Annotated in this window: 17 protein-coding genes; 6 read left to right on the top strand and 11 right to left on the bottom strand. The window is 74.9% G+C overall.

Features of this window, described 5'->3' with window-relative positions; genetic code table 11:
- Positions 1-61: 61 nt before the first annotated feature.
- From ACQPX6_RS12780 to ACQPX6_RS12770, 3 genes are read left to right on the top strand one after another with little or no spacing between them, the layout of a single operon-like run.
- A complete protein-coding gene (locus ACQPX6_RS12780; RefSeq protein ID WP_433787693.1) occupies positions 62-700 on the top strand; it encodes a class I SAM-dependent methyltransferase in 639 nt (212 codons plus the stop codon).
- Positions 700-1116, top strand: a complete 417-nt coding sequence (locus tag ACQPX6_RS12775) for a DUF1330 domain-containing protein (protein WP_433787692.1) — start codon at positions 700-702, stop codon at positions 1114-1116. Before ACQPX6_RS12780 ends, ACQPX6_RS12775 begins: the two co-directional genes overlap by 1 nt.
- Complete coding sequence (locus ACQPX6_RS12770; RefSeq protein WP_433787691.1) at positions 1113-2705, top strand: Na+/H+ antiporter; 1593 nt, start codon at positions 1113-1115, stop codon at positions 2703-2705. Before ACQPX6_RS12775 ends, ACQPX6_RS12770 begins: the two co-directional genes overlap by 4 nt.
- Before the next feature lie 3 nt (positions 2706-2708).
- Here ACQPX6_RS12770 and ACQPX6_RS12765 read toward each other — a convergent pair whose 3' ends face one another.
- Positions 2709-3020, bottom strand: coding sequence for an EthD family reductase (locus ACQPX6_RS12765; RefSeq protein ID WP_433787690.1), 312 nt, complete (start codon positions 3018-3020; stop codon positions 2709-2711).
- Between the two features lie 278 nt (positions 3021-3298).
- Between ACQPX6_RS12765 and ACQPX6_RS12760 the strand changes: the two genes are divergently transcribed.
- Positions 3299-4156, top strand: coding sequence for an alpha/beta fold hydrolase (locus tag ACQPX6_RS12760; protein ID WP_433787689.1), 858 nt, complete (start codon positions 3299-3301; stop codon positions 4154-4156).
- On the opposite strand, the gene ACQPX6_RS12755 is transcribed toward ACQPX6_RS12760, so the two are convergent.
- The 4 genes from ACQPX6_RS12755 to ACQPX6_RS12740 form a co-directional block, all read right to left on the bottom strand.
- Positions 4140-4451, bottom strand: coding sequence for a hypothetical protein (locus tag ACQPX6_RS12755; RefSeq protein ID WP_433787688.1), 312 nt, complete (start codon positions 4449-4451; stop codon positions 4140-4142). The genes ACQPX6_RS12760 and ACQPX6_RS12755 overlap by 17 nt on opposite strands.
- An 87-nt stretch (positions 4452-4538) precedes the next feature.
- A complete protein-coding gene (locus ACQPX6_RS12750) occupies positions 4539-5342 on the bottom strand; it encodes a response regulator transcription factor (protein ID WP_433787687.1) in 804 nt (267 codons plus the stop codon).
- Between the two features lie 91 nt (positions 5343-5433).
- Positions 5434-6000: a hypothetical protein gene (locus ACQPX6_RS12745; protein ID WP_433787686.1), complete on the bottom strand. Its 567-nt coding sequence runs from the start codon at positions 5998-6000 to the stop codon at positions 5434-5436.
- On the bottom strand, positions 5997-6974 hold the full coding sequence (locus ACQPX6_RS12740; protein ID WP_433787685.1) for a cation diffusion facilitator family transporter: 978 nt from the start codon (positions 6972-6974) through the stop codon (positions 5997-5999). The genes ACQPX6_RS12745 and ACQPX6_RS12740 overlap by 4 nt, the downstream gene beginning before the upstream one ends.
- Positions 6975-7086: 112 nt before the next feature.
- On the opposite strand from ACQPX6_RS12740, the gene ACQPX6_RS12735 reads away from it, so the two are divergent.
- Both ACQPX6_RS12735 and ACQPX6_RS12730 read left to right on the top strand, forming a co-directional pair.
- Positions 7087-9237 (top strand): bifunctional lysylphosphatidylglycerol flippase/synthetase MprF, encoded by a 2151-nt coding sequence (locus ACQPX6_RS12735; protein ID WP_433787684.1) that lies wholly within the window; start codon positions 7087-7089, stop codon positions 9235-9237.
- A 14-nt stretch (positions 9238-9251) separates the two neighbouring features.
- Positions 9252-9479, top strand: coding sequence for a DUF2630 family protein (locus ACQPX6_RS12730; protein ID WP_433787683.1), 228 nt, complete (start codon positions 9252-9254; stop codon positions 9477-9479).
- Here the strand turns inward: ACQPX6_RS12730 and ACQPX6_RS12725 are convergent, their stop codons facing one another.
- From ACQPX6_RS12725 to ACQPX6_RS12700, 6 genes are all read right to left on the bottom strand, one after another.
- Positions 9480-10349, bottom strand: a complete 870-nt coding sequence (locus ACQPX6_RS12725) for an SMP-30/gluconolactonase/LRE family protein (RefSeq protein WP_433787682.1) — start codon at positions 10347-10349, stop codon at positions 9480-9482.
- Positions 10350-10454: 105 nt separating this feature from the next.
- Positions 10455-11798, bottom strand: coding sequence for a DUF222 domain-containing protein (locus ACQPX6_RS12720; RefSeq protein WP_433787681.1), 1344 nt, complete (start codon positions 11796-11798; stop codon positions 10455-10457).
- Between the two features lie 111 nt (positions 11799-11909).
- Positions 11910-13460, bottom strand: a complete 1551-nt coding sequence (locus ACQPX6_RS12715) for an amidase (RefSeq protein ID WP_433787680.1) — start codon at positions 13458-13460, stop codon at positions 11910-11912.
- Positions 13461-13529: 69 nt separating this feature from the next.
- Entirely contained in the window at positions 13530-14159 is a 630-nt protein-coding gene (locus tag ACQPX6_RS12710) for a TMEM175 family protein (protein ID WP_433787679.1), read from the bottom strand.
- Positions 14156-14782 (bottom strand): histidine phosphatase family protein, encoded by a 627-nt coding sequence (locus ACQPX6_RS12705; RefSeq protein WP_433787678.1) that lies wholly within the window; start codon positions 14780-14782, stop codon positions 14156-14158. The genes ACQPX6_RS12710 and ACQPX6_RS12705 overlap by 4 nt, the downstream gene beginning before the upstream one ends.
- Complete coding sequence (locus ACQPX6_RS12700; protein ID WP_433787677.1) at positions 14779-15207, bottom strand: HIT family protein; 429 nt, start codon at positions 15205-15207, stop codon at positions 14779-14781. The genes ACQPX6_RS12705 and ACQPX6_RS12700 overlap by 4 nt, the downstream gene beginning before the upstream one ends.
- Positions 15208-15275: the final 68 nt, after the last annotated feature.

Here is a 15275-nt window from a genome sequence, read left to right as displayed (position 1 = left end):
TGCGTACATCTGCATGTGCGGGTCAGGATCATCACTCCGGGCCGGCGCCTAGAGTGTGCCGGTGGCCGTGAACCCCTGGCTCGCCGTCACCGGCGGCACCGCAGGCCCCGGCTACGCCGCACGCTTCGCCGCCCTCGAGGCCGCGGGCGAGGACCTGCACGGCGAGGCGCGCCGGGTGCACGCCCTGCTCGGCGGCCGGCCGTCGCGGGTGCTCGACGCGGGCTGCGGCACCGGGCGTGTCGGGATCCACCTCGCGCACCTCGGGCACCACGTCGTCGGCGCCGACCTCGACGCCTCGATGCTCGGCGAGGCCCGCGCCGCGGCGCCGGAGCTCGACTGGCGCCTGGTCGACCTCGCCGACCCCGGGGCCCTGCGCCTCGACCACCCGCTCGACGCCGTCGTCGCGGCCGGCAACCTCTGGCCGCTGCTGACGCCCGGCACGCACGCCGGGGTCGTCGCGGGGCTCGCCGGGCACCTGCGTCCCGGCGGCCTGCTCGTCGCGGGCTTCGGCCTCGACGACGAGCACGTGCCGTTCACGCTGCCCGGCGACGTCGCCTTCCCCGGGCTCGACGACTACGACGCGGCGTGCGCCGCCGCCGGCCTCGTCCTCGTCGCGCGCACCGCCGACTGGGCGGGCGAGGAGCCGTACGCGGGCGGCGGCTACGCCGTCAGCGTGCACGTGAGAGAGGAGGCACCCTGATGGCCGTCGACCCCCGCGGGCGCGACCTGAAGACGTTCCTGGCCGACGACCCCGGCGGACCGGTGGTCATGCTCAACCTGCTGCGCTTCCGGCCCGACGCCGAGGGCGGGTACGCGGCGGCCCGCGACGCCTACACCGCCTACCTCGCGCACTTCCGCCGGTACGCCGAGCCCCGCGGCGCGGAGATCCTGTACCTCGGCGACGGCAGCACCGCGCTCGTGGCCGAGGAGGGCCAGGCCTGGGACGCGGTGCTGGTCGTGCGCTACCCGAGCCGCCGGGCGTTCAGCGACATGGTCGCCGACCCCGCCTACCAGCAGGGCACGCACCTGCGCTCCGGCGCGCTCACCGAGGCCGTCCTGCAGGCGACGACGCCCTGGACCCCGCCGGCGCCCGCGACCGGGACGCCCACCGCGTGAACGACACCGACTTCCGCGTCCTGCTCGCGGTCCTCGTCGTCGCCCTGGCCGTCACGGCCCTGGCGCGCCGGTACGCGCTGTCGGCCCCGCTGCTGCTCGTGGTCGTGGGGCTCGGGGCGTCCTACGTGCCCGGCGTCCCGATCGTGCCCCTGGAGCCCGACCTCGTCCTGTTCCTCGTCCTCCCGCCGCTGCTGTACTCCGCGGCGCTGGAGAGCTCGACGCTGCGCCTGCGGGAGAACCTCAAGCGGATCAGCCAGCTCGCGGTCGGGCTCGTCCTGTTCTCCACCGCGGTGGTGGGGGTCGCCGCGTGGCTGCTGCTGCCCGAACTGCCGTTGGCCAGCGCGCTCGTGCTCGGCGCCGTCGTCGCGCCGCCCGACGCCGTCGCGGCCGCGTCGATCGGGCGGCGGCTGGGACTCCCCCGACGGATCATGACGATCCTCGAGGGCGAGAGCCTGCTCAACGACGCCACCGCACTGACCCTGTTCCGGGTGCTGCTCGCCGCCGCGATGACCACGACGGTCGGCGCCGGCACGACGATCCTGTCCGGGCTCGAGGAGTTCGCCCTGGCCGCGGTCGGCGGGGTGCTCATCGGCGGGGCCGCGGGCTGGCTGCTGCACCGGGCCCGCCTGCGCCTGGCCGACGGCGCGCTCGAGAGCTCCGTCGGCCTGCTGGTGCCGTTCGCGATCTACCTGCTCGCCGAGGAGCTGCACACCTCCGGCGTGCTCGCGGTGGTCATCTCCGGGCTCTACCTCGGCCACAAGGCCGACGAGGCCGGCTACGCCACGCGCCTGCAGGAGCAGGCGGTGTGGAAGGCGCTGGACACCCTGCTCGAGGCGCTGGTCTTCGCGCTGATCGGCCTGCAGCTGCGGGTCGTCGTGGACGGCCTCGGCGACGACGCGACGCGGATCCTGCTCGTCTCGCTCGCCCTGCTCGGCGTCACCATCCTGGCCCGCTTCGTCTTCGTCTTCCCGACGATCTACCTCCCGCGCCTCCTGCCCCGGGTGCGGGCACGGGGGCCCGCCCTGCCCTGGCGCGGACCGTTCGTCATCTCGTGGGCCGGCATGCGGGGCGTGGTGACGCTCGCCGCCGCGTTCGCGATCCCCGCCGCCGGGCCGGACAGCCCGGGGATGCCGGGACAGAGCGTCGTGCTGTTCGCCGCCTTCGTCATCACCGTCGGGACCCTGCTGGTGCAGGGCCTGACGCTGCCCGTGCTCATCCGCCGGCTGCACATCCGGGACCAGGGCGGGCACGGCGACGTCCTCGACGAGGCCGCGGTGAAGCAGGCCGCCGCCGAGGCCGCCCTCGCGCGCCTCGACGAGCTCTCCGACGAGACCACCCCGGAGACGGTCACCGAGCAGCTGCGCGCCTGGGCGCAGCACCGTGCGAACAGCCCGTGGGAACGCCTCGGACGGTCCGACGACGAGCTCGGCGAGGCCCCGTCGCTCGCGTTCGTCCGCCTGCGCCGGGCGATGCTCCACGCGGAGCGCCAGACGTTCGCGCGCTTCCGCGAGATGCGCCGCATCGACGAGGGCGTGATGCGCGAGATGCTCCGCGAGCTGGACCACGAGGAGGCCATGCTCGACCGGTAGGCGTCACACGGTCCTGGTGACCTCCTGGAACTCGAGGTTCACGCCGGCCTGGGCGAAGTTGGGCAGGTCGCCGACGGCGGCCTCGCCCTCCGCGGACGACAGCGCGGCCTGGGCCGCCTCCCGGGTGTCCCAGTCGAGCACCGCGACCAGCGCATGGGCCGGGCGCGTGCCGTCGGGGGTCTCGCTCACGCCCCAGGAGAACGACCGCAGGTCCGGCAGCTTCGCGACCAGCGGGGCGTGCACGTCGCGGTAGTGCGCGACGAACGCGTCGTGGTCGGTGGGGTGGGCATAGGTGGCGGTGAGTCGGTACGTCATCGGACCTCCCGGGGGGCGGGACAGCGGCACGCGCATCGTCCTCCCGTGGGGCGCCGGCGCCGAGGGCCGGCACCCGTTCGGCCCTCGCCGGTCACGCGCCGGGGTCGCCCGTCACGACCGGGTTCCGCGTGCTGGCCGCCACCTCGCCCGGCGAGGTGTCGGGGACGAACAGCCGCCAGTTCCCGCGGCGTCGAGACCACCCGAGCAGCACCGGCCCGGGACCGTCGGTCTCGGTGCGATCTTGCCCCTATGTCGCCGGGAGCGCCTACCGTGACCTCGTGGACGACGCCACGTCACCGCGTACCGAGGTGGTCGACGTCCCGGGTGCGCGGCTGCACACGGAGGTCCGGGGCGCCGGGCCGCTCCTGTTGCTGGTGGTCGGCGGCAACGGCGATCCCACGATCTTCGAACCCCTCGCCGCGCTGCTCGCGGAGCGCTGGACCGTCCTGACCTGGGTGCGGCGCGGCTTCGTGCGCAGCCCGGTGGCGGAGGGCCCGGCGGGACAGGTCGCCGAGGACAAGGTCGGCGCCGACGTCGACGACGCGGTCGCCCTGATCGAGCGCCACGGCGGCCCGGCGGCGGTGCTCGGCTCGAGCTCCGGGGCGATCGTCGCCCTCGAGCTGCTGGTCCGGCGGCCGGACCTCGTCCGCACGGTCGTCGCGCACGAGCCGCCGCTGTTCCCCCTCCTCGACGACGCCGCGCGCTGGCGGGAGCGCTTCGCGGACGTCCACGCGCTCTACCGGCGCGAGGGCGTGGTGCCCGCGATGGCCGCGTTCGGCGAGGTGGTCGGCATGGGGCGCCGGCCGGAGCCGTCGCCGGAGGCGGTGCCGCCGGCGTTCGCGGCGATGTACGAACGCTGGCCGGCCAACACCACCTTCTGGTTCGACCACGAGTACGGGCCGTACCCCGAGCACGAGATCGACCTCGCAGCCCTGCGCCGTCACGCCGACCGCCTCGTGCTGGCCGTGGGCCACACCTCGAGAGCAGAAGACCAGATGCCGAGCCGTCCCAACGCCGTGCTGGCCGAGCGCCTCGGGGTCGCGGTCACGGAGATGCCCGGCGCGCACATCGGCTACCTGGAGGATCCGCCCGGCTTCGCCGCGGCGCTGGAGGACGCGCTCAGACCTCGGTCTTGAGGATGCAGATGGCCAGGTGGGCGTCCTCGACGCTGCTGCGGGCGGCCTCGCTGATCCCGGGGTCGGCGCCGGCGGCCGCCTTCGCGCTGTCCGCGGCCTGCTCGAGCTCGATGACGGCGTCCCGCGTGCCCTCGTCCGGCGTGGACCCGGCCTTCCCGGCCTTGGCGTCGAACTCGCGGACGACCGCGAGGGTGACCACGGAGGCGCCCTGGTCGTCCTCCACCGCGCGGAGGCACGTGGTGATGCGCCCCCGGACGTCGTCGAGCCGGGACCTGAGGTCGGTGGTGGCGAGCATGGGGGCCTCCCGTGGTGGTGGTGGTGGTCGCGTCGGGACCATTCACCTCGGGACGTGACGCTCCCGACAGGGCGGGAAGTGCGTACGTCAGGGCCGGCGGAGTGCCGGCGCGGGGAGCAGGCCCAGCACCTGGGCGCGCTGGACCGCGGCCAGCCGGTCGGTGACGTCGAGCTTCGCGTAGACGCGCTGCAGGTGCTTCTGCACCGTCCGCTCCCCCACGGCCAGGCGCCGGGCGATCGCGCGCGCCGTGCCGCCGGACGCGAGGAGGTCGAGCACGGCGCTCTCGCGCGGGGTCAGCCCGACCTCGCAGGCGGTGGCCACCGCGTGCGTGCCGGTCCGGGCCGACCAGCGCGCGTGGGCGCTGATCTGGCGGTCGAGGCCCTCGAACACCCGCTGCAGGCGCCTCATGGCCGCGATCTCCTCAGGTGAGTACGGGTCGACCCGCCCGACGAGGAACGACCGGTTCGTGCTCGGCCCCAGGCAGACGGGCAGCGACACCTGCATGACGACGTCGCTGCCGATCACGTCGTCGCACGCGGCGCGCCACCGCTCGTGCACCCGCAGGTCCGCGAACTGCGCGGGCACGTCGCGCACCTGCATCACGTCCGGCCGGCCGGTGGCGAGGTAGTAGCGCAGCAGCGGGTGCTCCCGTGGGGCGCGCTCCCGGCCCCAGCGCAGGACGTCGTCGAAGCGGTCGGTGTAGAGGTCCGGCGGCCACGCCTCCTGGCCGAGCGGGCTCGACGGCGCCCGGCCGTAGAACGCGGCGGCCGGCGCGTCGAACGATCGCGCGAGCAAGGGCAGGATCTGCTGGACGGGCCAGTCGGTCAGTGGCCGCCCGAGGAGGTCGGCGACGAGCTCCAGCCACTCGCCGTCCCCCCGGGCTGTTCCCATGGCCGACCCCGTCGCCGCCGAGCGCTCGCCCGCGAGCGTCCACCCACGGCGACCGCGACGGAACGCCGGCTCACCCGGCTGGCCGCCGCCGTCACCCCTCCGGCGCAGTCTCCCGAACACGCACCTCGACCGGCATCGCCAGCAGGGCGTCCAGGACCCGGCGCTGGCGGCGCAGCGGCAGGCGCGCGAAGAACAGCAGGTCCAGGGGATACCAGAGCCCCACCCAGGCGATGACGAGGAAGACGCCGTTGCCGAGCAGGTTCTGGAAGAACTCCGGGACGTCGGGGGCGAGGAAGTCGGTCGAGAACAGCAGGCCGATGAGGAACAGCGGCAGGCCCGGGCGCAGCGAGGCCCAGCCCTGGCGGTGCAGCACCGCGGCCTCGCGCTCGGTGCCCTCGAGGCGCCGGCGGCACCAGCGCCGCAGCGTCGTGGCCAGCAGGGCCTCGGTCGCCGCCCGGTCCGGCCCGACCCCGGCGGCGGGCAGCGTGACCACGACCCGGTCGCCCCGCCCGACCCGCCGGCGGGTCAGCAGCTCGTCGAGCACCTCGTCCGCGCCCGGCACCGTCCGCGCGTCGTCGTCCTCCAGCAGCAGCGCGGGGTCGACGGCGACGAGGTCGCCGGGGCGGCGCAGGTGCACCACCACCGGCGTCCCGCTCACAGGGCCCACCTCCGGTCGGTGGTGAACGCGACGACGACAGACCGCTCGTGCCCGAGGGCGACCAGCCGCTCGTGCAGGGCCGCGCGCACCGCGTCGCAGTCGGCCACCGTGGCCACCGCCGACTTCTCCCCCACCACGTAGTCCACCTCCACGTCGACGCGGCCCCCGACCTTCGAGGCCCGCAGGAACGACTCCGCGAGCCCGAACTGCTCGCGCACGGCCCCCACCGCCGCCTCGAGCTCCGCCCGCGTCTCCGGCGGCGGGGACATCGCCAGGATCTCCCGCATCCCCCCGCCGATCAGCTTCGCGGGCACCCGCAGGAAGAGCAGCGAGACGAGGACGACCATCCCCGGGTCGACGTAGGCGGCGATGTCCGGCCGTCCCACCGCCACGAGCACGGCGGCGATGACGAAGCCGACGAGCACCCCCACCGAGAGCAGCGTGTCGCCCACCCACTCGGCCGCCTCGGCGCGCACCAGGTCCGACCGCCCGCCGCGGCGCATGAAGAGGGTGACGACGACGCCGCCGGCGGTGGCGATGACGGCGTAGAGGAGGGCCCACCCCGTCGCGACCTCGCGCCCGCCCGCGAACAGGTCCGTCACCCCGCCCACGACGGCGTAGACGCAGAGCGCGCCGAGGGCGAAGGCCTTGACGACCACGGTCACCGGCTCCCACACCTCGCGGCCCCAGGGGTATCGCTCGTCCGCCCCCCGGCGCGAGGTGCGCAGCGCGAGGACGGCGAGCACCGAGAGCCCGATGCTCGCGAAGGAGTAGAGCCCGTCGAACACGATCATCGACGAGCCGCTGAGCACTCCCCACACCGACGACAGCACCGCGAAGGCGGCGGACGCCCACACCGACAGGAGCAGCAGGCGCCGGTCGCGGACGTCGGACTCGTCGAGCTCGCCTGGCCCGTCGGACTCCACGCGATGATCGTGACGGTCGCGGGCGCCCGCGTCGAGAGCGTCGATCACCCAGAGGATTGTCATTCCGCGACACGGACCGCAGACTCGACTCAGTCCTCACCCGTCCGGCCGCACCGGGCGACGATCTCGTCGCGATCCGTGACCACCAGGAGTTCGCCCCATGACGGTGACCGCCCCTCCCGAGACCACGCCGGCCCCGTCCCGGACGGGCGAGGCTGGGGCACGGGCCCTCGCGGTCGCGCGCCGGCGGCCCGTGACGGCGGTGACCCTGCTGCTGCTCGTCGTCGCCGGCGTCGCCACCGGGGCGTTCTGGAGCCCCGTCGCCGACCGGACGTGGGGCGACGCGATCGCCCACGGCGTCCCCTCGATCGCCGCGGGCCACCCCTGGACAGTGCTCACCGGCGCACTCGTCAGCGCGCACCCGGCCGGCGCGTGGGTCGGTCTGCTCCTCGTCGCGCTCGGGGTCGGCTGGGGCGAGGGGCGCCTCGGGTCGCGGCGCACCGCGGTGCTGCTCGTCGCCGGCCAGGTCGCCGCGGTCGCGGTGACGATCGCCCTGGTCGCGGCGCTCGCGGCCACCGGGTGGGCCTGGGCGGTCGGCGTCGCGGCCTCCCTCGGCGGCGGGATCTCGCCGGGCGTGCTCGCGGTGGTGGCCGTCGCCTCGGCCACGCTCGCCGCGCCCTGGCGGCTGCGGCTGCGCCTGGTGCTCGTCGGCGTCGCCGCCGTGGGGCTGCTGTTCCTCGGCCACCTCGCCGACGTCGAGCACGTGCTCGTCCTGGCCGTCGCGCTCCCCCTCGGGCGCCGGATCGCCCGCGCCGGCGAGGTCCCTTCTGGCCGCCCGGGTCGCCGCGAGTGGCGCCTGGTCGCCGCGGCCGGGCTCCTCGTCATCGCCGTGATCCGGGTGCTGACGCTGGTGGTCCCGGTCGTCGGACCGCTCGGCGACACCGCGTCGGACTCCACCGTCACCGAGACCGTGATCTCCGCCGTGGTCTCGCTGCTGCTGGCCGAGGGCCTGCGCCGCGGGCGCCGGATCGCCTGGGTCCTGGGGCTCTGCCTCGGCGCGCTGTACACGCTGCTGGGACTGTTCGTGATCGGCGCGGTCGTGTTCGCGCAGATCACCGACCAGATGGACCAGATCGAGCTCGTCGGACTCGCGGTGTTCGTGCCCAACGCGGTGCTGTGGTCGGCGCTGCTGGTGTGGCTGGTGGCGGGCCGGCACGCCTTCGCGGTGCCGTCGCGGCGGCGCCTGCGCCGTCGGGAGAACGGCGCCCGCACCGGCCCCGAGGTCGCCCGCGACGCACTGCACCGCCACGGCGGGTCGACCCTGTCCTGGATGACGACCTGGCCGGAGAACCGCTACCTGACCCACGGCACCGCCGACGGGATCACCGCGTTCCGCGTGCACGCCGGCGTCGCGGTGGCCCTCGGCGACCCGATCGTCGCGCCGGCCGACCGCGCCGCCGCGCTCGAGGACTTCCGCGCGATGGCCGAGCGCGCCGGCTGGGTGCCGTGCCTGTTCTCCGCCACCGCCGAGCTCGCCGAGCAGGCGCGGGCCGACGGGTGGCGCACGCTGCAGGTCGCCGAGGACACGCTCATCGACCTCGACGGCCTGGAGTTCAAGGGCAAGCCCTGGCAGAACGTCCGCAGCGCCTTCAACCGCGCGGGCAAGGCCGGGATCACCCACCGCATGGTGCGCCTCGAGGAGGAACCGCGCGCCGTCGTCGCGCAGGTGCGGGCGATCTCCGAGGAGTGGGTGGGCGACAAGGGCCTGCCCGAGATGGGCTTCACGCTCGGCGGCGTCGAGGAGGCCCTCGACCCGGAGGTCCGCACCGGGCTCGCCGTCGACGCCGAGGGCACGATCCACGGCGTCACGTCGTGGCTGCCGGTGTACGGGCCGGGCGGGGCGGGGGGTCCCGAGGTCGTCGGCTGGACCCTCGACGTCATGCGCCGGCGCCAGGACGGGTTCCGCGCCGTCGTCGAGTACCTCATCGCCTCGGCGTGCCTGACCTTCCAGGAGGAGGGAGCGCGGTTCCTGTCGCTGTCGGGCGCACCGCTCGCGCGCACCGAGGAGGCCGAGGACGCGGCGAGCCACGACGTGCTCGACCGCGTGCTCGACCGGATGGGCGCCCTGCTCGAGCCGTACTACGGCTTCCGCTCGCTACACCAGTTCAAGGCGAAGTTCCAGCCGCGCTACGCGCCGATGTACCTCGTGCACCGCGACGAGGCCGACCTCCCGCGCGTCGGGCTGGGCATCGGGCGGGCCTACCTGCCCGACGCCGGCGTGCGGGACCTCGTGGCGCTCGTCCGGAAGTGATTAGGGTCGTGCCCATGGCGGACGACGAGACCCTGCAGACGATCCACACGCTGGTCGAGGAGGAGCACCGGCTGCGCGCCCACGGCGAGAAGATCGACGAGGACGACCGCGCCCGCCTGCGCTCGATCGAGGAGCGGCTCGACCAGTGCTGGGACGTGCTGCGCCGCCGCCGCGCGGGCCGCGACTTCGGCGGCGACCCGGGCCAGGCGACCGAGAAGCAGGTGCACGACTACCTGCAGTGATCAGCAGGCCGGGGACACCGGCACCTCGGTGACGAGGACCCGCGCGGATCGCCGCTGCTGCACGGCCGTCAACCGGTCGACGCCCTCGAACTCGTTGCACAGCAGGAACAGGTGCCGGCCCTCGGGACCCCCGAGGACGCAGGAGAAGCAGGGCAGGTCGGTCTCGATCCGGTGGGTGATCTCCCCGCCGTCCAGCACCCGCACGCAGGCTCCTGCCGGGGAGCCGGGGTCGCCCGTGTACGCGACGGTGTCGGCGGTCTGCGTCCAGATCCCGCCCTCGGCGTCGATGACGATGCCGTCGGGCCCGAGCCCCTCGGCCCACACGCGGCGTCCGCTCAGGCTTCCGTCCTCGCCGATGTCGAAGGCGGACAGGCGCCCGGCGAAGGACTCGGCGACGACGAGGGTGGAGCCGTCGGGGGTCACGACCATGCCGTTCGGGAACTCGATGTCGCCCGCGACCCGGCGCGAGGACCCGTCGGGCGCGACGAGGTCGATCCACCCGGGTTCCGGCGCACCCCCGCCGACGAAGTCGAAGTCGGCGCCGTCGACGTACACGTGACCGCGCGGGTCGACGACGATCTCGTTGGCGCCCTGGTCCCGGATGACCACGGCGCCGCCGGGATCGTGGCGGGTGATCTCGTCGCCGGTGGTGAGCAGGGTGCCGTCGGGCAGCCAGTCGATCGACCAGCCCATCCGGCGCGGTCCGGGTGCCATGACCTCGGCCGTGCCGTCGAGGTCGACCGCGACGACCTCGCCGGCGCCCCAGTGCGCGAACCAGAGCCGCCCGTCGTGCCACCGGGCGGACTCGACCATCACGAGGCCGGAGAGCAGGTTGCGTGCGGGGGGCAGGTCGACGATGCCGGGGGTCACGGTGGTGCTCCTCGTGTGGCGGTCGCCGCGCAGCTCGCGGGGACTCGCCCCACCACGAGCGGGACCCGCCGGATCGACCCGAGGTCGGTGGTGACCCGCGTCACGTCAGGTGGGGACGCGTGGTCGTCCGCCGAGCCGGGGTCTCTGGTCGGGGTCGATCCAGGGCGGCGGGGTGAACCAGGGCAGTCCGTCGATCATGTCGACGACCCAGTGGTCGTGGTGGATGACGAGGTGGTGGTGCTGGCAGAGCAGCACCATGTTGTGCAGCTCGGTGTCGCCGCCGTCGAGCCAGTGGTGGATGTGGTGGGCGTGGCAGCGCCGTGGTGGTCGGGTGCAGCCAGGGAAGGCGCAGCCGCCGTCTCTGATGTTGAGGGCGCGGCGGATGGCGTCGGTGGCGGTGCGCGCCAGGCGCCCCACGTCGAGGGGCTCGGACTTGGAGCCCAGGACCATGGGGATGATCTCGGCGTCGCACGCCCACCGGCGGACGGTGGCGGCGTCGGCGAGGTGCCCGGAATCGAGGGTGCCGTGACCGACCGCGGCCTGGAGCCACCGGTGGTCCATCGTGATGGTCAACAGGGGCCGCCCCATCGACCGCGGCGCCCGGCGCCGCAGCGCTACCCGCGGCTCGGGCGTGCGCGGTGCGGGGATCAGCGCGTCCTCGACCTCCGGCTCGGAGCCGGCGGCCTCGGGCTGCGACTCGCTGATGTCGTCGTCGGCGAGGATGCCGCCAGCCCCTTGCGCGCCGAGCACGAACTCGACCAGCGCCCCCGCCTGTCGATTCCCCAGCGACCGGTCGTCGTCCGGGTCCGCAGGGGTCGATGCGGCGTCGAACCCCTCGCGGACGATCTCGGCGTTCACCGCCCCGCGGAACGTGGCGGTCATCCGCAACGTCCCGTCGCGCCGCGAGGACATCAGCAGCTCGTCGTCGCGCTCCTCCCGCGGATCCGGCGCCGCGCCGTCGGGGTCGGCGTAGGCCAGCGCCCGCGCCGCGACCCGCACCAGCGCGTCCGGGGAGAGCCGGGTCGCGGCCTCGGCCAAGCTCGCCTCGGTCTCCGCCCACACCGCCGGGTCGAGGCCGTCGACCTTGTCGAGGCGGCTCATGGTCCGCCGGATCACCGCCACATGCCCCGGCCCGATCTCCCCGCCCGCGTAGACGGTGGCCGTCGCCGGCAGCCGCGGCGGCAGCGGCTCCCCCGAGAGCGCGAGCTGGGGCACGAGGTCGGCGGCCTCGTCGACCAGCCGATCCGCGTCGCGCCGGTTCAACCGCCCCAGCTCTTGCACCAGGCGTTCGGTGAACCGGTCACCGGTCTGCCGCGCGACCCCCAACCGCTGCAGGTCGGCGACGTCCTCGAGCAACCGGTACTGAGCGGCGCGCAGCGCGGTGATGCCGTCGCGGAACCGGTCGAGCGCCTCCCGCTCGGCCTGCCCGACAGCCCCACCTTCGCTCATGTGTTCGAAGATAAACCAGACCCCCGACAGTCCCGGGCCGACGCGGACGGGGGTCGGCGGCGGTCTCGACGCGATCTTGACGCTATGTCCCGATCACGCCGGCCCCGAGCCTCAGCCCGCCGCCACGCCCGCGGGCACGGGCGGCGCCGGGAAGCCCCCGACGGCCTGCTCGAAGGCGTGGGCGACGCGCAGGCACGTGGCGTCGTCGAAGCGCCGGCCGACGATCATCATCCCGACCGGCAGGCCGTCGACGGGGGCGGTCGGCACCGACGTCGCGGGGTGCCCGGTCACGTCGGTGGGCGCGGTGTTGACGATCATCTCCAGCGCGCGGGCGACGCCCTCGGCGACCGGCGTCCCCTCCCCCACCAGGGTGGTCGGCAGGATCGGCACGGTGGGCATGACCAGCACGTCGTGGTCGGCGAGCGCCGCGTCGTAGGCCGCGCGGGCGGCGGGCACGAGGTTGCGGGCCATGGCGTAGTGGCGCCCGTGCTCGGTGGTCAGGGTGTGGCGGCCGGCCATCGTCACCATCTTCACCGGGTCGGAGAAGAGGTGGCCGCGCTGGGCGCGCAGCCGCCCGTAGTGCGCGATGAGGTCGGGGTCGTAGAGCCCCTCCCAGTTCATCCCGTAGCCGTTGCCCTCGATCATCTGCGCGACCACGCCGTCGGTGGCCACCACCGTCCACACGTCGAAGGCGTGACGGTGCCAGGGCAGCGACACCTCCTCGACGGCGAGGCCCGCGCCGGCGAGCACGTCGAGCGCCGACCGGACGCTGGCGTCGACGCCGGGCACCGACAGGCCCTCGTGCCCGAAGCCCTCGGTGACGACCCCGACGCGCAGCCCCTGCGCCCCGCGGGCGATCTCGGCCAGGTAGTCCACGGGCGCGACGGCGTCGGGCTGGCGGGGGTCGAGCCCGTCCGGACCGGCGAGGATCCCCAGCGCCAGGGCCGCGTCGGCGACCGTGCGCGCCATCGGGCCGAGGTGGTCGATCGTCGCCTCGATGGGGAAGGCGCCGGTGTAGGGCACGAGGCCGTGGGTGGGCTTGTGGCCGACGATCCCGCTCATCGCGGCGGGCATGCGGATCGATCCGCCCTGGTCGCCGCCGGTGGCGAGGTCGACCTCGCCGGCCGCGAGCAGCGCCGCGCTGCCGCTGGACGAGCCGCCGGTGGTGCGCGTCGGGTCCCACGGGTTGCGCACGGGGCCGGTGTGCGAGGTGTGGCTGGCGCCCGAGAAGCAGAGGTCCTCGCACACCGCCTTGCCCGTGATCGTCGCCCCGGCCTCGAGCAGGCGCGTCACCACCGTCGCGTCGCGCGCCGGGACGTACCCGTCGACGAGCCGCGACCCGTTGCCCATCGGGACGCCGGCGACCGCGGTGTTGTCCTTGATCGCCACCGTCCGGCCCGCGAGCGGGCCCTCGGGCGCGCCCTCGACGTGGCACCGCGCGTACCAGGCGCCCCAGCGGTTCTCGCCGTCCGCCGGCCAGGACCACTCGCGCCGCGGGGCGACGGGCGCCTGCGCGGCCCACAGCTCCTCGACGCGGTCGTAGGCGCCGAACGAGCCCTCGACGAGCGGGGCGAACGCCGCGAGGCCGGCCTCGTCGAGGCCGAGGCGGTCGCGCTCGGCCAGGGCGGCGAGCTCGTCCGGGGTGGGTGGCGTGACGGGCACGGTGGTCTCCTCACGGACCGCGGGGGTGACGGGCGGCACCACCGTAGGGACCGGCGGCCGGTCCGTGGGTCACGAGCGCGTGACGACCCGGCGCATCAGGGGGCCGGTCGCGCGCTCGACGAGCGAGGTCGCGACCAGCAGGAGCAACGGCCAGTAGCCGAGGCCGGGGGCGACGAGCGTGGTCACGAAGACCACGAGGAGCAGCAGGGCCGTGGCGCCCGACCCGGAGAGCAGCGCCTGCGCCCGCTCGTCGCGGGGCCGCGAGCGCGCGACGAGCACCGTCGTGACCGTGAGCACCGTGCTGCTGGCCAGCAGCGCCGCCACGTAGAAGCGCAGCGTGAAGGGGTCCTCGGGGAAGGCGCCGACCATCTCGGTCGGGAACGGCAGCACGACGACCGTGAACAACCAGACCGTGTTGACCCAGACGATGCCGGGCGAGACGCGGGGCGCGTCGTCGAAGACGCGGTGGTGCGCGACCCAGAACCGGGCGATGACCACGAAGCTCAGGACGAAGCTGCCGATCGGCGCGAGGTTCTCGGTGACGATCGTCAGCCCGGAGCCGGTCGGCTCCGACGCCTCGGGGACGAGCTCGGCCAGCGGCAGGATCAGCAGGGTCAGGGCGATCGCCACGACGCCGTCGCTGAACGCGAGCAGCCGCTCGGCCCCGAGCCACCAGCGCTCCCGGTCCGGCGCGCTCACAGGATCCCGGCGACGTGCTGGGTCTCGTTGACCGAGCTGACCCGCCGCGTGCCCGAGCGCGAGACGAGCACCCGCGACACCGAGGTGTGGTGCAGCGGGAAGGTCAGCGGACGCTCGAGGCCGAGCACGACCGACAGGTAGGTGTTGACGACGCCCGCGTGGCAGACGACCACAGCGGTCGCCCGCGGCTCCTGCCGGGCGGCCACCGCGTCGAGGGCGTCGACCACCCGCGCCGTGAAGGCCGGTCCGTCGACGTAGGCGGGGAACCGGCCGGCCTTGATGCTCTTCCAGTCCTCGTCGTCCTCGTCGCGCTCGTGAACCGGCTGGTAGCTCGCCCGTCCCCGGTCGAACTCGCACAGGTCCTCGACGGCCACGGGCTCGGCGACGCCAAGCAGGCGCACCGCCGGTGCCGCGGTCTCGCGCGACCGGCGCATCGTCGAGGTGACGATCTCGGCGACGTCGTCGCGCTCGGGCGCCGCGGCGAGCCAGGCGGCGAACCGGTCGGCCTGCTCGCGGCCGCGGTCGGACAGCGCGGGGTCCGCGCCGCCGCCCGCGTCCGGGGCGCCGGGCAGCACAGTGGCCGCGAGCGGCTCGCCGTGGCGGACGAGCACCAGTTGCGTCACGCGTCGGGCACCACGTCACCGTGACCCGCGTCGCGCAGCCCGGCGCGGATCGCCTCGGCGTTCCGGTCCATCTCGGCGGGGTCGGGGTCGGTGTCGGCCCGGGAGAAGTCGAACGCCTCGGCGCCCCACATCGGGTGCACGTGGACGTGGAGGTGCGGCACCTCGTGGCCGGCGATCATCAACGCCACGCGCGGGGGCGACCAGGTGGTGCGGATCACCGTCCCGACGGCCTGGGCGACGGTCATGACGTGCCCGAGCAGCTGCGGGGAGGCGTCGACCCACTGGTCGACCTCCTCCCGCGGGACCACCAGGACGTGTCCCGGCCCGAGCGGGTTGATCGACAGGAACGCCACCACCTGGTCGTCCGACCAGACGAAACGTCCCGGGATCTCGCCGTTGATGATCTTGGTGAACACGGTCGCCACGCCGGGGATGGTAGCGAGGCCTCCCGTCGGCTCCTCGGTGCTGTCGGTCGCGCCCCGTATCCTCGACG

The sequence above is a fragment of the Actinomycetospora sp. CA-101289 genome (assembly GCF_050955895.1).
Lineage (GTDB): Bacteria > Actinomycetota > Actinomycetes > Mycobacteriales > Pseudonocardiaceae > Actinomycetospora.
The sequence above is the reverse complement of the archived record's forward strand: the minus strand, read 5'-3'. Positions and strand labels throughout refer to the sequence as shown.